This is a genomic window from Micromonospora rhizosphaerae (assembly GCF_900091465.1).
Classification (GTDB): domain Bacteria; phylum Actinomycetota; class Actinomycetes; order Mycobacteriales; family Micromonosporaceae; genus Micromonospora; species Micromonospora rhizosphaerae.
In genome coordinates, this window is record NZ_FMHV01000002.1 from 1,980,009 (window position 1) to 1,994,879 (window position 14,871).

Consider the following 14,871-nt stretch of genomic DNA (forward strand, 5'->3'; position numbering starts at 1 on the left):
ACGATTGGGTTGGTGGCAGGCGGACCCGGTCAGTACTCGCAGTCACCAACTCGTAACGCCTTCGCATCTTTCGATGCTTTCCGAGAGCCCGCTGTGCGAGGCTGCGAGGACTGCTGTCGATTCATGGAGGGGGCCATGAGGACACTTAGGACAAAGCTCTCGGCGACCCTGGCGGCCGGGCTGACCATGGCGCTGCTGACCGCCGCGACTGCCAATGCGGACCCCGGCGGCGGAGGGCATTTCCGGCCCGGCGCGCCAGGACTCGGCGACCCGTACTTCCCCAACTACGGCAACGGCGGGTACGACGTTGCGCACTACGACCTGGCGATCCGTTACAACCCGGCGACCGACCGCCTGGACGGCCACGCGGTGATCCGCGCGACCGCGACCCAGAACCTGTCCAGCTTCAACCTCGACCTGGTCGGGCTGACGGTCGATGCGATCACCGTGGACGGCAAGCGGGCGCGGTGGTCACGGGCCGGCCAGGAACTGACCGTCACGCCGCAGCGCAAGCTGCACGCGTCGCGTCCGTTCACGGTGGACGTCCGCTACCACGGCGTACCGCAGACGTTCACCCTGCCCGGGACGACGATCGAGACCGGGTGGATGCACACCGACGACGGTGCCGTGGTGGCCGGTCAGCCGGAGGTGGCCGCCGCCTGGTATCCCGTCAACGACCACCCGCTCGACAAGGCCAGCTACACGTTCGCCATCACCGTGCCGGCGGGCCTGGCCGCCATCAGCAACGGCATCCACCTGGGCACCAGCACCCGTAACGGCTGGTCCACCTGGCGGTGGCAGCAGACCACGCCGATGATCAGCTACCTGGCGACGGCGACGATCGGCCGGTTCCGGATCAGCGAGAGCACGCACGGCGGGCGGCCGATGGTCATCGCGGTGGACCCGGACCTGCCTCCCGACCTCGCCGACGACGCGGTTGGTCGTACCGGCGAGATCACCGACTTCCTGGCCACACAGTTCGGCCCGTACCCGTTCGAGGCCAACGGCGCGATCGTCGACGACTACGACAATCTGTTCTTCGCACTGGAGAACCAGACCCGGACCGTCTACTCGAAGTACTTCTTCGCCCCGGGCGTGAACACCTTTGAGACGTACGTGGTCGCCCACGAGCTGGCCCACCAGTGGTACGGCGACAGCGTCGGGGTGCACTTCTGGCGCGACATCTGGCTCAACGAGGGCTTCGCGACGTACGCCGAGTGGTTGTGGAGCGACCGGTTGGGCGAGGGCACGCCGCAGGAGATCTTCGACTTCCTGTACGCGCAGCCGCTGGACGCCGGTTACTGGAGCCCGCCGCCGGGCGACCCGGGCGTCAACGACCTGTTCGGCGCGACCGTCTACGTGCGGGGCGCGATGACCCTGCAGGCCCTCCGGATGACCGTGGGCGACTCGGCCTTCTGGACCATCATGCGCACCTGGGCCGCGAGCAAGGCGGGCGGCAACGGCTCCACGCCGGAGTTCATCGCGCTGGCCGAGCGGATCTCCGGTCAGCAGCTCGACGCGCTCTTCGACGCCTGGCTGTTCCAGGAGGGCAAGCCGCCGTACCCGGGCACCGCCGCTGCGGCCACCATGCGCGCCGGGGCATCGACAAAGGTCCCGCCGGTGGTGCGGGCGCTGCGGGAGCGCCTGGACCGGCTCGGCAATCACTGACGCAACGAATCGGGCGCCCGGCCGAGTCGGCCGGGCGTGACGATCTCCGATAAGCGGTGCGGCCGGTGGCGTTGTTCGCCACCGGCCGCTCCTAATGAGTTCTGGGAGTGAGCCATCCGGCAAACTCCTGGTGGGTAGGTAGCCGCCGGCGGGTGAGCACTTGCTGTTCCTGGACGTCGAGTCCTGATGAAAGATCGTGCCCCTGCCGGTCGGTGAGGAGAGTTGATCGCTGATGGGATGTCGTGCCCGCCCGGTTGTGGCGTGAGCACTGCTTCATTAGGTCGCTGATGGTTCTCCTGCCGGCTACTGACCGTGTTTGCGATCGGAGGCGGGAGACGCGGTGCTGTTCGTGGGAGATGACTGGGCCGAAGACCATCACGACGTTGAGTTGATGGATGCGGCTGGGCGCACCCTGGCCAGGGCCAGGTTGCCCGAGGGCGTCGCAGGGATCACGCGACTGCACGCGATGATCGGCGCGCAGCTCGGCGAGGACGCCGACGGCGCCGGGCAGGTCACGATTGGGATCGAGACCGACCGAGGGCCGTGGGTGCAGGCGTTGATCGCGGCGGGGTACACCGTGTTGGCGGTCAATCCGTTGCAGGCGGCCCGTTACCGTGACCGTCTCGGGGTGTCCGGTGCCAAGAGCGACGCCGCCGACGCGCACATGCTGGCCGACATGGTCCGTACCGACGGCCACCAACTGCGCCGGGTCGCCGGTGACAGTGCCGGATCCGAGGCGGTCAAGGTGGTCGCCCGGATGCACAAGACACTGATCTGGGAACGCACCCGCGCCAGCCAGCGGTTGCGGCACGCGTTGCGGGAGTACTTCCCTGCCGCGTTGGCCGCGTTTGACGATCTCGACGCCGCCGACACCCTTGAGTTGCTGGCCAGGGCCCCGGACCCGGCCAGCGCCGCGAGGCTGAGCATCAGCCAGATCAGCGCGGCCCTCAAACGGGCCCGCCGCCGCGACATCCCGGCCAAGGCCGCAGCGATTCAGGCCGTCCTGCGCGCCGAGCACCTCAGCCAGCCCGCCGTGGTCACCGCCGCCTACGCCGCCTCGGTCCGGGCGCTGATCGCGGTCCTGGGCACGCTCAACGAGCAGGTCAAGGCCCTGCAAGGGCAGGTCGAGGCCTATTTTGGCCAGCACCCGGACGCTGAGATCATCCTGTCCCAACCGGGACTGGGCACGATCCTCGGCGCCCGGGTGCTCGCCGAGTTCGGCGACGCGGCCGACCGCTACACCTCGGCCAAGGCCCGCAAGAACTACGCCGGCACCAGCCCGATCACCCGCGCCTCGGGTAAGAAACGCACCGTCGCTGCCCGGTTCGTGCACAACGACCGGCTCATCGACGCGCTGATGACCCAAGCGTTCGCGTCGCTGAACACCTCGCCCGGCGCCCGCGCCTACTACGACCGGCAACGCGCCCGCGGCGCCAGCTACAACGCCGCGCTGCGGCAACTCGCCAACCGGCTCGTCGGCATCCTGCACGGATGCCTCAAAACCGGCGCGCTCTACGACGAGGCGACCGCCTGGTCGCATCACCTCAACGAGGCCGCTGCTTGACATTCAAGCTCCTGGGATGTCTTTCATGGTCGGGTCAACAACGCCACATGCGCGGCCCGAGGTTCTGGTGGTCGTCGCGGCCCGTGGTCAGCGCCTGCCCCACGACCAGCCCGGTGTCGGACACGCCGGCCGCGCGACTGGTCTGCCCGTCGGGCACGGCAAGCTCGACAGCGGCACCGTCACGCAGCACCGAGCCGTATGCGACGACCCAGCCGGAGGCGTTGACCGCCTTTCCCGGTCCCGGCGTCCCCGATTCGGTCACTCCTGACTTCGGCGTCCTCAGGTTGGTCACCTCGCCGGTCTCGAGGTTCCACAGCGCGGCGGACATCGACGGCCACATGCCGCCCGTCGCCCAGTCGCCCTGTGCCGCGTAGGCGGCGCCGGTCTGGCCGGCCGGCACCTCCAGCTTCCGGCCGTTGCCCTGCTGGTCCCAGGCGTATGCCGCGGTGGCGCGGCCGTCCTTGTACATCGCGCCGACTATCGTGCCGTCGTCGGTGATGTCGTAGGCGTTGGCCCCGGCGGGAAGCGGCAGCTTGACCGCGGTCGTCGAGCCTGCCTTCCAGAGCAGGACGATGCTGTCCTTGCCTTCCACGTTGCCGCGCGGCTCCACGTTGATGATGACGTCACCGGCCGCGTTGATCGCCGGGGTCGGGTAGGCGTGCCAGTCCCCCGGTGGCGTGTGCAGCCTCGTGTACGCGCCATTCTCGTAGCGGAAGACGTACTCGTGCTGGGTGTCCTCCACGAGGCCGACCACGATCCCGCTGGCGTTGACGGCGGTCACCTGGACCGACTTGCCGGGCACCGGCAATGCCTGCGGCCGCCCGTCGGTCCACAGGACCGGCCGGAAGTCCTGCCGGACGACGTTGTTCCCGACGACGTACCTGCCGGTCGGATCCACCGCGACGGCCGCGACGTCCTTCATCCCGGACGGCACGGGCAGTTCGGTCATCCGGCACGGGCCGGCCGGGCCGGTCGAGGCAGTCGCCTCCGCCGAGGCAGTCGCCTCCGCCGAGGCGGTCGCCTCCGCCGAGGCCTTGGCGGGGCCCGCACCCGCCTGGACCGCCGGCTGCGCCCCCGCCCTGGTCAGGATCGACGGCACCGCCAGCAGCATGGCTGTGGCCAGCGCCACGCCCCCGGCCGCTTGTATCGAGCGGCGGCGAAAGGCGCTCCGGCGGCCGGCGCGGAGCAGTACGTCGATCTCGATGCGGCTGGGCGGCACGTCGACCGCTGCCAGCCGGTCCCGCAGCTCCTGTTCCTCGTTCATGACTGATCCCTCGCTCCTTGTCCGGCCGTGACCGGATGCCGTGTGCCAGCAAGCGCCTCGCGAAGGGTGGCAAGACCCCGGGAGCACTGGCTCTTGACGTTGCCCGTCGAGCACCCGAGGGCTTCCGCGGTCGCCTCGATCGACAGATCACCAAAGAAGCGCAGCACCACGACGGCCCGCTGGCCCCTGGGCAGCGACCGCAGTGCCGTCACCAGCGCATCCCGCTCCTCGACACCGTGGTCGGCGGGTGCGGACAGTTCCGGGACGCGATCGCCGAGCAGCACCTTCGACCACCTGCGCCGCCGTTCGTCGAGGTGGCGTCGCACCATGATCCGGTGCACGTACCCGTCGAGGTTGTCCGCGCCGGCGGCTCGCTTCCAGTTCACGTAGAGCGCCGTGAGCGTCGCCTGGACGATGTCGTCCGCCTCAAATGGGTCGGCGCAGAGTAGGTACGCCGTCCGATGCAGGCGGGGCAGCCGCGCCGTCACGTACTCGACGTACTCCCGCTCGAGGTCGGGCCGCATCCTGCTCCCTTCTTCAACGTGTGTGGAGGTCGTGCTCTGGTCGCCTCTTTGTCGGACCCGGGTTGGCGAAAGGTTGCATGGCGGCCGCTTCTGGGAGTGGCAGACCGCGTCCGTGGGTACGCGAACGGTGACCGATCCGGTCCACCGAGGAGGTGAGGGCGTGTCTGGCGCGGGCCTGAGGGGTTATATCCCACGCCATGCCGAGCCACCTTCGCGGGCCCCGGTGACGGAGCTGGAGGGTACCGGTTCGGGTTGGCGTGGCCGCTGGGCGAAACGCGAGAACAAGCGGCGGCGGCGTGCCTACGAGGACGCCGTCGAGGCCTGGTCCCTGCGGGGGATCCGACTGCAACGCCTGCGCGCCGCGGTCGAGCAGTTCCCGGCCGAATCGCCGGAAGGTCTGCCGGTGGACCTGGCCGACGGCGAGGTCGTGGTCGCCGTGCAGCCGCAGGCGGAACTGGTGGAGGTCGAGGCCGGCCGCCACGTCGATCTCCCCACACCCGAACTCGCGGTCGTTCCCGTCCGGCGGACGGAGCGGGCCCGCCGGTTGCCGCACGGCATCCGGGTGGCCGGCGTCGGCACGGCGGTGATCACCGACCGCCGGGTCATCCTCCTCGGCCGCGAGGAGGATCGCGAGTGGGCGTTCCCGCTGCTCAGCGGCCTCGCGCACTACCCGACGGCAGCGATCACGCTGCTGCACACGGTCGACGGTCGGCCGCTCGCCGGCCTCCGCGTGCCCCTGGATGACGCGGCCCGCTTCCGGCTGCGGCTGACCATGGCGTACGCGGATTTCATCGGTCAGCGCCCGCTCGTCCTCGCCCGGCTGGACGCGGCGGTGGCCGCCAACCGGCGGTCGCGGCCGCCGGTGCCGGTGGTCGCCACGGCGGAGCAGGCGCCGGCGAGGGCCCGCCTCGCCCACCCCGCGATCGTCGCGGCCGCCGTCGCGCTCATCGCCCTCCCGGCGTACGCCATGACGGTCGGCTCGCGCGGACCGGACGGCCCGCGCGGCGCCTTCGATGGCGGCGCCCCCGACGCACCGCTGCGCACCGCGCTTCCCGACACCGGGACGGGGCCCAGCAACGCTCCCACCACCGCTTCGCCGGCCCCCAGCAACGCCCCCACGACCGCTTCATCGGCACCCGCGACGACCACTCCCGGCGATGCCGCCGGCGTGCCGACCCTCGGTCCGGTCGACCCGGACGCGCCCCTGGGGTCGGCTCCGACTCCCCGCCGTGTTCCGCGGGCCACGCCACCACCGAATGCCGGTCCAGGCCCGGTCCGCCCGGCCCCCGGCTCGCCGGGCTCGCCGACGGCGATGCCGGCGGACCGGTGCGGGGCTCCGGAGAATCCGTACGGCTACAACTACTGCGGCGGCGACCTCGTCCACGAGCCGGCTGTCGGGGTGTGCAGCTACTTCACCTGCGTGGACGGCTTCTGGGCGGGCAAGGGATACCTGACCGTGTGCGATGACGGGCGGGTCGGCATGGTCGGCGGCGGGACCGGCAGGTGCCCGGAGCGCGCCGGCAGGAAAGAGCCGGTGTACGTGTATCAGCCGGCCACGGGTTGACCGCTCGCTAGCCGGCCTCCCGCTTGTCCTCATCCCAACGTGCCAGCGCGGCGGAAAGCTCTTCCAGGAACGCGTCGACCTGCTCGCGATCGTATCCGCGCGAGGCGATCGGCAGATCCTCGCGGGCCTGGTCGATCACTGCTTTCGCCCCGTAGCGCTCCAACAGCACGTCCGAGATCAGCGCCGCCTGGCCCCGCTTGATCAGGTGATCCACCCGGGCCGGGGCATATCCGTGCAGTCCAATGGTGAAGTCCGGCGAGTCGAAACGTTGCCGGGTCACCTGCCGAAAATCCGTGAAGCGAGTGCCGCCGAAGCGGGCCAGGCCCGCCGCTACCGCGCTCGTCGATTGCCGGACGACCTCGAGGTCGAGCAGGACCAGGCAGGGACGGTCATCCAGGGGGCTGCGATGAGTCAGCGGACGATCGAGAGTCGAGCGGCTGGACGGCACCAGCAACAACAACGGGGATGGCGTCTTTCTCCCGACAAAAACCGGCAGCGGCTGGTCGAGGATGATCGCGTCGATCTCGGCCCAGGGCACCAGCCGGTTGACTCCGGGCAGTCGCACGGTCAGCCCCTCGGGCCCGATCCGGAGCCTGAATGGCCGGAGCCCATAGAAGGCGAGCCCGCCGCCTATCAACAGGCTCAGACCGCTGATGATCAATGACCCGACGACATGGAACCAGTCGTCAGCTCGGCCGTACAGCAGCATGAACACACCGAACGCCAGCATCGCGATCCCACCCACCAGGAAGGATCGGCTCCTGCGAAGCTCCATGGCCCTGCCCCGCTCTCCCGAAGGCTGCTGTCGAAAGCGTCGCAGTGTGGCGCAAGCGCGAGGACGGGCTGCCATGCCCGGCGGTCATTCGTGGAACGTGACCGCCCGCCCTACCGGCGCCGGCCGTACCTCCGCGGTACGGCCGGCACGCGTGAGCACTCCCGCCGCGGGCGTCGCCCTTACGACGCCGCCGGTATCCGCTCGACCGGCGGGGCCGCGACCGGCCGGAACACCGGCCGCGCCAGGGCGCTCGGCCACCAGGTGGGCGGGCCGATGTGCAGCGCCAGCGCCGGGACGAGCAGGCTGCGGACGAGGAACGTGTCGAGCAGCACCCCGACGCCGATGATGACCGCCGACTGCACCGACGGCACCAGGGGCAGCACGCTCAGCGCGCCGAACGTGGCGGCCAGCACCACGCCCGCGCTGGTGATCACCCCGCCGGTCACGGTCAGCGCGTGCAGCACGCCCTGCCGGTGCCCGAGCCGCGCCGTCTCCTCGCGGGCCCGGGTGGCGAGGAAGATGGTGTAGTCCACGCCGAGGGCGACGAGGAACAGGAACGTCTGCAGCGGGATCCCGACGAAGAGCTTCGGGTAGCCCATCGCGTCGAGGATCAGCCCGGCCGCGCCCATCGCGGCGACGTAGGACAGGACCACGCTCGCCAGCAACAGCAGCGGCGCGACCAGCGCGCGCAACAGCAGGACCAGGATGACGAGGACGACCGCCAGCACGAGCGGCACCACGACCCGGTTGTCCCGGCCGACCGTCCGCTCCTCGTCGAGCAGGTACGCGGTGTCCCCGCCGACCAGCGCCTGCGCACCCGGCACGGCGTGCACCGCGGCGCGGAGCCGGTCGACGGTGTCCAGCGCCGCGTCGCTGTCCGGCGTGTGGGTCAGGACCGCCGCGACGCGCACCCACCGGCCGTCCGGCGAGCGTTCTGGCGCGCCCACCTCGGCCACCCCCGGCACGGTACGGGCGGCGGCCATCACCTGGTCGGCCGGGCCGGCGGCGGCCAGGATCTCGGCGGGAGCGACCGCTCCCCTCGGGTAGTGCGCCTCGATCATCCGCTGCCCGGTGACCGAGCCGACCTCCTTGGTGAAGGACTCGTCGTGCGGCATGCCGATGCTGAGGTTGCCGATGCCGAAGCTCAGGGCGACCAGCGCCGCCGCCGTGCCCAGCCACACCGCGCGGGGCCGCCGGCCGACGACACCGGCGATCCGCCGCCACACCCCATGCTCGGCCGCCACGTCGAGCCCGACCGCGTCGGGTGAGTACCGCGGCACGAACGGCCAGAACAGCCACCGCCCGAAGATGACCAGCACGGCCGGCAGCAGCGTGGTCATGGCGAGAAACGCCGCGGCGATCCCGACCGCGCCGACCGGTCCGAGCCCCCGGGTGGACGGCAGCTGCGCGGCGAGCAGGCACAGCAGTCCGATCGCGACGGTCGCCGCCGAGGCGCCGATCGCGCCGATCGACCGCCGCAGCGCGACGGCCATCGCCGCGTGCCGGTCGGCGTGCCGGCGCAGTTCCTCCCGGTAGCGGGCGATGAGCAGCAGGGCGTAGTCCACGCCGACCCCGAAGACCAGCACGGTCAGGATGCTCTGGCTCTGGAAGTCCACGGCCAGCCCGGCGTGCCGGGCCAGCAGGTACACCACCGCGCTGGCCAGCTGGTTGGCCACCGCGACGGTGATGAGCGGGATCAACCACAGGACCGGGCTGCGGTACGTGATGAGGAGCAGCAACGCAACGGTGGCCGCGGTCGCCAGCAGCAGCGTGCTGTCCATGTCGGCGAACGCGTCGAAGACGTCGTCCTCGCCTCCGGCCGGACCGGTGAGCGCGGTCCGCAAACCTTGTGGTGCCTCGGCGCTCAGGCGGTCCTTGATGCCGGCCACCGCGTCGGCTCGCTGGTCGGCGTCCCCGGCGACCGGGAAGGAGAGCAGCAGCGCCCGCCCGTCCTCGCTCGGGACCGGCGGGGGCACCTGGCCGCCGTCGGCGTACCGGGCGAACGCGGTACGGTCGCCGTCGACCTTCGCGCGGTCGGCATCGCTGAGGCCGCCCTCGCGGACGTAGACGGCGACGGCCAGGGGCTTCTGCGAGTCCGGGAACGCCTCCTCCGCCCGCTGCACCGCCCGGCTGGCCTCGGCGGTGGCGGGCAGCGCGCCAAGGGTGTCGTTGTCCTGCACCTCGGTCAGCTTGATCGCCAGCGGCCCGGCCGCCGCGATGAGGACGAGCCAGAAGACGAGCATGGCGTACTTGCTGCGGCGGCCGGACGCCAGGCCGGCCAGCCGGTGCTTTTCCTGCAGTCTTGTGGTCATGTCCTCGATCCTTTGGCCGGCGAGGGGTGAAGACAGGAGTGCCAGGTCCCGAACGACAGGTGGTGGTAGCACCACCGAATCCGGTGGCGCCGCAGGCGGAGAATGGCGCCGTGGACAGCTCCGTACGTGCCGTCGTCTGGCAGCAGATCCGGCCGGGCGCCCTCGCCGCCGTGCAGGGCCTGGCCGTGGCCCTGCTGAGCCTGACCACCAACGCGCTGCTGTTCGTGCTGTCGGTGGTCGCGCTCGCGCTCATTCCCGTGTTCGGCATCGGGTTCGCGCTCTTCCCCGCGGTGACCGTGCTGGTGCGGCTGTCGCTGACGCTGCAACGGAGACTGAGCCGGTGGTGCGGGCTGCCGATCGCGACGCCGTACCGGCCGATCCCGGCCGACGCCCAGCTCGGCACCTGGAAGCGGTTCCGGTGGGTGGTCGCGGATCCGGCGACCTGGCGGGACTTCGCCTGGCTGATTCCCGGCGCGTTCACCGGCGGAGCGTGCCTGCTGGGGTTCGTGCTGGTGGCGTACGGGCTGGAGGGCGTCCTGCTGGTGCCGCTCGTGCTGCACCTCACCGTCGACTGGTACGGCTACGGCGTGTTCTGGCCGATGGACAACATCTTGAAGGCGGTGCTCTCCGTACCGCAGGGGTGGTTGTTCCTGGCCGGCGGGCTGGCGGTCGCGCCGTGGCTGGTGTGGCTGCACTTCCGCTTCGCCGGCTTCTTCCTGACGCCGACCCGGGCGCAGGAGCTGGCGCTGCGGGTGCGGCACCTCGCCGCCACCCGCGCCGACACCATCGACACGCAGGCCGCCGAGCTGCGCCGGATCGAACGCGACCTGCACGACGGGGCGCAGGCCCGGCTGGTCGCGCTGCGGATGAGCATCGGCCTGGCCGAGCAGCTGCTGGCCGACGACCCGGCGGCGGCGCAGCGGCTGCTGCTTGAGGCGCAGGAGGCCAGCGGCCACGCCCTGGCCGAGCTGCGCGACCTCGTACGCGGCATCTACCCGCCCGTGCTCGCCGAGCGCGGCCTGGACGGAGCGGTGCAGGCCCTCGCCCTGGCCGTTCCGCTGCAAGTGGACACCGACGTCCAGCTGGCCGGCAGCCCGCCGGCGCCGGTCGAATCCGCGGCGTACTTCGCGGTGGCCGAGGTGTTGACGAACGTCACCAAGCACAGCGGGGCTAGCCGCGCCTGGATTCAGGTGATGCACCGCGATGGTGTCTTGAGCATGGTGGTCGGTGACGACGGTCGCGGCGGTGCGACCCCGGACGCGGGGACCGGCCTGGCGGGCGTGCGACGCCGTCTGGCAGCCTTCGATGGCACGATGACCGTGACGAGTCCGCCCGGCGGACCCACCGTCGTGACCATGGAGCTGCCGTGCGAGTTGTCATCGCGGAGGACCTCGCCCTCCTCCGGGACGGGCTGACGCGCATCCTCGACGCGTACGGCTTCCAGGTGGTCGAGGCGGTCGCGGACGGGCCGTCCGTGCTGCCGGCGCTCACCCGGCACCGCCCCGACGTCGCGGTCCTCGACGTACGCCTGCCGCCGACCTTCACAGACGAGGGCCTGCAGGCGGCGCTCGCGGCCCGGGCGCAGCTACCCGGACTGCCGATCCTCGTGCTGTCCCAGCACGTCGAGCAGCTGTACGCGCGGGAGCTGCTCGCCGACCGGGGCGGGGGAGTCGGCTACCTGCTCAAGGACCGGGTGTCGAACGTCGGCCAGTTCATCGACGCGGTGCGCCGGGTGGCCGATGGCGGCATGGTGATGGACCCCGAGGTGGTCGCCGCGTTGCTGGCCCGCAATTCGGGCGCGCAGCGGCTGGGGGAGCTGACCGCGCGGGAGCGGGAGGTGCTGGGGCTGATGGCCGAGGGACGGTCGAACGCCGCGATCGCCGGGCGGCTGTTCGTCACCGAGAAGGCCGTCAGCAAGCACATCAACAACATCTTCAGCAAGCTGGGGATGCCGCCGTCCGATGACGACAATCGGCGGGTGCTCGCGGTGCTCGCGTACTTGAACGGCTGAGACTCAACAGATCACCGGCTTCGCGGCGGCGCGGCCACAGCGCAGCGCGATCCGTGACCGCTCTACATCGGACAGCAGCCGCAAGACGATCAGCAGTATCGGTCTTCGTCGACCTAGATAAGTATGATTATCCTATTGACCTATAAGTACGGAGCCTCTTACGTTGCCGTTGGCGCCCGGCTGAGCAAGGAACGGCTCAGCCGCGCGGACAGCGAAGTCCTACCGAAAGGAACGGGATGAGAAAGGCCGTCGTACGAGGCCTGGCCGCAGCGATCGGGCTAGCTCTGGCCGTGGGCGCAGCGAGTACGGGCGCCGCAGCGGCGCCAAGTCCGGTCACGGTGCCTGCGTCAGCGCCAGGCAACGTAGCCGCCGTCCCACCGATGGGGTGGAACGACTGGTACACGTTCTTCTGTGACTTGGACGAGAACCTGATCAAGCAGACGGTGGATGCGATGATCTCCACCGGCATGCGCGATGCGGGCTACAAGTACGTGAACCTTGACGATTGCTGGAGCGCGAAGGAGCGCGATGCGGCGGGTCGGCTGCAGGCGGACCCCGCCAAGTTCCCGAGTGGCATCAAGGCGCTCGCTGACTACGTCCACGAGCGTGGCATGAAGCTTGGCATCTACGGCGACGTGGGCACTCAGACGTGCGCGCGCTACCCCGGCAGCTATGGCCATGAGGCGGTTGACGCACAGACCTTCGCCGACTGGGAGGTCGACTTCGTCAAGGTCGACTGGTGCTTCGTGCCCTTCGAGGACTTCCCGGGCAAGTCTCAGCAGGAGGTAGCGGCGGAGCTGTACGGCCGCTGGCACGACGCAATCGAGGCGACCGGCCGCCCGATGTTCTTCAGCATCTGCGTGTGGGACCCGAGCGTGAAGTCATGGGAGATCGCTGGTCCGCTCGGCGACATGTGGCGCACCAGCAACGACTACTCCGATAGTTGGGGCGCGGTGCTCGGCAACATCGACGCGCAGGCTCCGCTCGCCGACCTGGCCGGCCCGGACAAGGGTTGGAACGACCCCGACATCCTCATGGTCGGCAAGGGCGGGATGACTGCGACGGAGTACCGCACGCAGTTCTCGATGTGGTCGATGATGGCCGCCCCATTGCTCGCTGGGAACGACGTTCGCAACATGTCGCAGGAGACCTTGCGGACACTGACCAACACCGAGGTCATCGCGATCGACCAGGACCCGCTCGGCAGGCAGGCGACTCGGGTGCGCGACGACGGTGATCTCGAAGTCTGGGCGCGTCCGCTGGCCAATGGTGACGTGGCTGTGGCGCTCCTCAACAGGTCGGGCATCGCCCAGACCATCACGGCGCAGGCCAGTGAGGCCGGGCTCCCGACGGCCGAGAGCTACTCGCTCCGCGACGTCTGGGCTCACCAGACGACGAAGTCGACTGGGGCGATCCGGGCATTCGTTCCCAGCCACGGTACGGCGGTCTTCCGGGTGACTCAGAGTGGAGACGCGAAGGCTCCCGCAGTGTCGACATCGGTCAAGATCGGGGCAGATGCCGGGACCGAATGGCCGGTGCTCTTCCCGGGCGAGCCCGGCACGGTCGAGGTCGTCGTCGCCAATGACGCCCCGATGACCGTGACCGACGTCCGCATCGAGCTCGTCGTCCCCGACGGCTGGGATGTCGAAGGTGATCCGGTACGCCGCGAGCGCCAACTTGGCGGAGAACGCGAGGTGAGCGTTTCCTACGCCGTCACGCCGTCGCGGGACACTTCCGGGGACCGCACTCCGGTCACTGCACGGGTGACCTACCAGTACGGCAAGAACATCGGCTCCACCTCAGGGACGCAGCTCGCGCTCGTCGTGCCAAAGCCGCCGACCGGCGAGTCCTACCTGAGCGACCTCGCCTGGCTCGACGCGTCGAGCGGCTGGCAGTCGGTCACCCGCGACCGCGAGGTCGGCGGCGGACCCATCAACCTCGCCGGCACCACCTACGCCAAAGGCCTCGGCCTTGCCACACCCGGCGACGTGACCTACTGGGTCGGCGAGTCCTGCTCTCGGCTGACCGCGCTGGCCGGCATCGATGACGTGGTCGACCGGGTCAGCCCCGCGGGCGGCACTGCCGTCTTCGAGGTGTACGCAGACGGCGAGAAGGTGTTCGACAGCGGTCTGGTTCGCCGCGGGGCCGCGATTCCGGTGGACGTTTCACTGACCGGTGTCTCGGAACTTCGCCTGCACGTCGCCGACGGCGGCGATGGCGGGTACAACGACCGAGCCGACTGGGCAGACGCGAAGGTCACCTGCGCCTGACCCGCTGAGGTGCGTGGCGCCCCGGTGTCTTCGACGCCGGGGCGCCACCCGTTGCGGATGGATTCCGACGAGCCACGAGACCCGACACAGCGGTAGCGGCTGGGTTCGTTCGAGTTCGGCGGACAACAATGGCGGCGACGGCCCTCGCGGAGGTCGCTTGACGGCGGGCTCGGCCCCCATCGGTAGAGGAGATCGGATGACAGTGCCTGTTGCGTCACGGTATGGCCGTGGTCTGCACGGCTGGCTTGTTGACGAGCTGGGCCAGATACTCGTCGCCAACCCGCCGGACGCCGTCCCCGCACTCGACCCCGTGTCGGTTGGGGAGCGTTTCGGAGTATCGCGCACCGTGGTACGTGAGGCGTTTCGCGTCTTGGAGGCCAAGGGTCTGCTCAGCGCCAGGCCCAATGTGGGCACTCAACTTCGTCCCCGGAGCGAGTGGAATCTCTTCGATTCGCAGGTGATCAAATGGCGCATTCACAGCCAAGAGATGCCCGACCAGATGAAGGAATTGCTCGAACTGCGCACGGCCATCGAACCGTTCGCCGCGGGACTTGCCGCTGCCCGAATCGCCCCGGACCAGCGGTCCTCCCTGGAGACCGCGCGCGATGCGCTGGTGGCGGCCTTCGAGGCGCACGACCTGTCCGCCTTCACGCGCGCCGACATCGAGCTGCATGCGTCATTGCTGGATGCGAGCGGAAATCCGATGATCGCGCAGCTCGCCGTGGTCGTCACAAGTGCGCTCCGAGCCAGAGAAGAGCTGCAACTGAGGCCGGAGACGCTGTCGGCGTACGCGACGGATCTGCATGTGCAGCTGGTCGACGCGGTACTTGCGGGCTCGGCTGACGAAGCCGAGGCGCGAATGCGTGAGCTTGTGGCGTCAGTGAGCCATTCACTGGGTGACGATCTACCACCTACGTAA

Annotated in this window: 11 protein-coding genes; 7 read left to right on the top strand and 4 right to left on the bottom strand. The window is 70.2% G+C overall.

Annotation, left to right across the window (positions count from 1 at the left end):
* Window positions 1-135 precede the first annotated feature (135 nt).
* Complete coding sequence (locus GA0070624_RS09630) at window positions 136-1,668, top strand: M1 family metallopeptidase (RefSeq protein ID WP_091339156.1); 1,533 nt, start codon at window positions 136-138, stop codon at window positions 1,666-1,668.
* A gap of 340 nt (window positions 1,669-2,008) precedes the next feature.
* Window positions 2,009-3,232 (top strand): IS110 family RNA-guided transposase, encoded by a 1,224-nt coding sequence (locus GA0070624_RS09635; RefSeq protein WP_091336056.1) that lies wholly within the window; start codon window positions 2,009-2,011, stop codon window positions 3,230-3,232.
* 34 nt (window positions 3,233-3,266) lie between these two features.
* Here GA0070624_RS09635 and GA0070624_RS09640 read toward each other — a convergent pair whose 3' ends face one another.
* On the bottom strand, window positions 3,267-4,496 hold the full coding sequence (locus GA0070624_RS09640) for a hypothetical protein (RefSeq protein ID WP_091339159.1): 1,230 nt from the start codon (window positions 4,494-4,496) through the stop codon (window positions 3,267-3,269).
* Window positions 4,493-5,020 (bottom strand): SigE family RNA polymerase sigma factor, encoded by a 528-nt coding sequence (locus GA0070624_RS09645; protein ID WP_091339162.1) that lies wholly within the window; start codon window positions 5,018-5,020, stop codon window positions 4,493-4,495. Before GA0070624_RS09645 ends, GA0070624_RS09640 begins: the two co-directional genes overlap by 4 nt.
* A 223-nt stretch (window positions 5,021-5,243) precedes the next feature.
* Here GA0070624_RS09645 and GA0070624_RS09650 point away from each other — a divergent pair, with 223 nt between their 5' ends.
* Complete coding sequence (locus tag GA0070624_RS09650) at window positions 5,244-6,584, top strand: hypothetical protein (protein ID WP_091339165.1); 1,341 nt, start codon at window positions 5,244-5,246, stop codon at window positions 6,582-6,584.
* 7 nt (window positions 6,585-6,591) lie between these two features.
* On the opposite strand, the gene GA0070624_RS09655 is transcribed toward GA0070624_RS09650, so the two are convergent.
* On the bottom strand, window positions 6,592-7,329 hold the full coding sequence (locus GA0070624_RS09655; protein WP_245718723.1) for a DivIVA domain-containing protein: 738 nt from the start codon (window positions 7,327-7,329) through the stop codon (window positions 6,592-6,594).
* A gap of 209 nt (window positions 7,330-7,538) precedes the next feature.
* The gene (locus GA0070624_RS09660; RefSeq protein ID WP_091339170.1) at window positions 7,539-9,671 is read right to left on the bottom strand and encodes an MMPL family transporter; all 2,133 of its coding nucleotides are present in this window, start codon (window positions 9,669-9,671) and stop codon (window positions 7,539-7,541) included.
* A 110-nt stretch (window positions 9,672-9,781) separates the two neighbouring features.
* Between GA0070624_RS09660 and GA0070624_RS09665 the strand changes: the two genes are divergently transcribed.
* From GA0070624_RS09665 to GA0070624_RS09680, 4 genes are all read left to right on the top strand, one after another.
* On the top strand, window positions 9,782-11,086 hold the full coding sequence (locus GA0070624_RS09665) for a sensor histidine kinase (RefSeq protein WP_245718724.1): 1,305 nt from the start codon (window positions 9,782-9,784) through the stop codon (window positions 11,084-11,086).
* Window positions 11,038-11,682 carry a LuxR C-terminal-related transcriptional regulator gene (locus GA0070624_RS09670; protein WP_091339173.1) on the top strand — a complete coding sequence of 215 codons (645 nt, stop codon included), beginning with the start codon at window positions 11,038-11,040 and terminating at the stop codon, window positions 11,680-11,682. The genes GA0070624_RS09665 and GA0070624_RS09670 overlap by 49 nt, the downstream gene beginning before the upstream one ends.
* A gap of 380 nt (window positions 11,683-12,062) precedes the next feature.
* Window positions 12,063-13,952, top strand: a complete 1,890-nt coding sequence (locus tag GA0070624_RS09675; protein ID WP_176731644.1) for an NPCBM/NEW2 domain-containing protein — start codon at window positions 12,063-12,065, stop codon at window positions 13,950-13,952.
* 196 nt (window positions 13,953-14,148) lie between these two features.
* On the top strand, window positions 14,149-14,871 hold the full coding sequence (locus GA0070624_RS09680; protein WP_176731645.1) for a FadR/GntR family transcriptional regulator: 723 nt from the start codon (window positions 14,149-14,151) through the stop codon (window positions 14,869-14,871).

Coding starts and splice junctions, on each gene's coding strand:
- GA0070624_RS09630 (WP_091339156.1), top strand. CDS start 136: ATGAGGACACTTAGGACAAAGCTCTCGGCGACCCTGGCGGCCGGGCTG.
- GA0070624_RS09640 (WP_091339159.1), bottom strand. CDS start 4,496: ATGAACGAGGAACAGGAGCTGCGGGACCGGCTGGCAGCGGTCGACGTG.
- GA0070624_RS09645 (WP_091339162.1), bottom strand. CDS start 5,020: ATGCGGCCCGACCTCGAGCGGGAGTACGTCGAGTACGTGACGGCGCGG.
- GA0070624_RS09660 (WP_091339170.1), bottom strand. CDS start 9,671: ATGACCACAAGACTGCAGGAAAAGCACCGGCTGGCCGGCCTGGCGTCC.
- GA0070624_RS09675 (WP_176731644.1), top strand. CDS start 12,063: ATGGGGTGGAACGACTGGTACACGTTCTTCTGTGACTTGGACGAGAAC.
- GA0070624_RS09680 (WP_176731645.1), top strand. CDS start 14,149: ATGACAGTGCCTGTTGCGTCACGGTATGGCCGTGGTCTGCACGGCTGG.